Here is a 2,051-nt window from a genome sequence, read left to right as displayed (position 1 = left end):
TTTTACCACCGTGTTATGGGCGAATGTCGGCTCGGGGTGGCGTCCGGGTGTGTCGCCTAAAGGCGCGAAAATCCGGAGATTCGGCTTACGGTCATCTACATGACCGACCCCACCGACGCCGACGCGCCCGGTGCGGCGGGCGATACCGCCGCGCCGCCGATGATCTCCCTCCGCGCTGTCGACAAGCATTTCGGCGCCCTGCATGTGCTGCGCGATATCAACCTCGAGGTGCCCCGCGGGCAGGTCGTGATCGTGCTCGGCCCCTCGGGTTCCGGTAAATCGACCCTGTGCCGCACGATCAACCGGCTGGAACCGATCGACTCCGGCGAGATCCGGGTGGACGGGGTGCCGCTGCCCGCCGAGGGCCGCAATCTCGCCGCCCTGCGCGCCGATGTCGGGATGGTTTTCCAGTCGTTCAACCTCTTCGCGCACAAGACGATCGTCGAGAACGTCATGCTCGCCCCGATCAAGGTGCGTAAGGCCAAGAAGGACGACGCCCGCGCCCGGGCCATGGAACTGCTGAAACGCGTCGGCATCGCCGACCAGGCCGATAAGTACCCGGCGCAGCTGTCCGGCGGCCAGCAGCAGCGCGTGGCGATCGCCCGAGCCCTGGCGATGAGCCCGAAGGTGATGCTGTTCGACGAGCCCACCTCCGCGCTCGACCCGGAAATGGTCAACGAGGTACTCGATGTGATGGTCTCCCTCGCCAAGGAGGGAATGACCATGCTGGTGGTCACCCACGAGATGGGATTCGCCCGCCGCGCCGGCGACCGCGTGCTGTTCATGGCCGACGGCCAGGTCGTGGAGGACACCGACCCGGAGACGTTCTTCAGTGCGCCGAAATCCGATCGCGCCAAGGATTTCCTGGGCAAGATCCTGAGCCACTGACAGTCCGGCGACGGCGGCGCGCGAGGACACCGCGCCGCCCAGCAGCATCGAGAAGATGAGGGAAGGAAACCCGATGAGGATCAACCGAGCATTCCGCCTCGCGGTCGGGGCGGTCGCCATGGCTGTGACCGCCGCTACCGCCACCGCCTGCGGCGGCGGGAGCGATCAGACCGCCCTGCAGAACGCCGAAGAGGGCAAGCTCACCATCGGCATCAAGTACGACCAGCCGGGTCTGGGCCTGCGCAACACCGACGGCACCTACAGCGGCTTCGACGTCGAGGTCGCCAAGTACGTGGCCTCCAAACTCGGGGTGCAGCCGGACGCCATCACGTTCAAGGAGGCGCCGTCCGCCCAGCGCGAGACGCTGATCGAGAACGGCCAGGTCGATTTCGTGGTCGCCACCTACTCGATCACCGACGCCCGCAAGGAGAAGGTCGACTTCGCCGGCCCCTACTACGTGGCCGGGCAGAGCCTGCTGGTGCGCCAGGACAACAACGAGATCACCGGCCCGGAAAGCCTCGCCGGTAAGACGGTGTGCTCGGTGACCGGTTCCACGCCGGCCCAGAACATCCAGAAGAAGTACCCGGACACCCAGCTGCAGACCTACGACACGTATTCGTTGTGCCTGGAGGGCCTGAACAGCGGGGCGGTCGCGGCGGTGACCACCGACGACATCATCCTGGCCGGCTACGCCTCGCAGTCGCCCGGCAAGTACAAGGTCGTGGGCGAGAAGTTCACCACCGAGAACTACGGTATCGGCGTCAAGAAGGGCGATCAGGAAACCCGCGACAAGATCAACGACGCGATCGAGGAAATGATCACCTCGGGCGCCTGGGCCACCGCGTTCCAGGAAACGGTCGGCAAGGCGGCCAGCTACGACACCCCGGAGGCACCGCAGGTGGACCGGTACTGAATCACTGAACCGGAGGGGCCGGGCGGGGGCGGGCCCGGCCCCCCCGACCCGGCCCCCCCGGGGGGGGGGGGGGGGGCCCCCCCCGGGTGGGGTTTTTTGGGGGATAAGAGGACCCCCGGGACGCCCGTCCGGTGCCGGCGCATACGGAGGCGGGGGCGTGGAGGCACTGTCCAGCTACCGGCCGGCCGGTGTCCCCGCTCCGGTATTCTCCCGGCGGCAACGGGCAGCGAAGGGCAATCGGGCCGGCCGG

Annotated in this window: 2 protein-coding genes; both read left to right on the top strand. The window is 67.7% G+C overall.

Features of this window, described 5'->3' with window-relative positions; genetic code table 11:
* Positions 1 to 159 precede the first annotated feature (159 nt).
* Positions 160 to 888, top strand: coding sequence for an amino acid ABC transporter ATP-binding protein (locus QH276_RS19230; protein WP_280399871.1), 729 nt, complete (start codon positions 160 to 162; stop codon positions 886 to 888).
* A 73-nt stretch (positions 889 to 961) separates the two neighbouring features.
* The gene (locus QH276_RS19225; protein WP_280399872.1) at positions 962 to 1,801 is read left to right on the top strand and encodes a glutamate ABC transporter substrate-binding protein; all 840 of its coding nucleotides are present in this window, start codon (positions 962 to 964) and stop codon (positions 1,799 to 1,801) included.
* Positions 1,802 to 2,051 lie beyond the last annotated feature (250 nt).

The sequence above is a fragment of the Nocardia carnea genome, assembly GCF_029869215.1.
Taxonomy (GTDB): Bacteria; Actinomycetota; Actinomycetes; order Mycobacteriales; family Mycobacteriaceae; genus Nocardia; species Nocardia carnea_B.
Note: the sequence above shows the minus strand (reverse complement) of the source record. Positions and strands in the feature narration are given on the sequence as shown.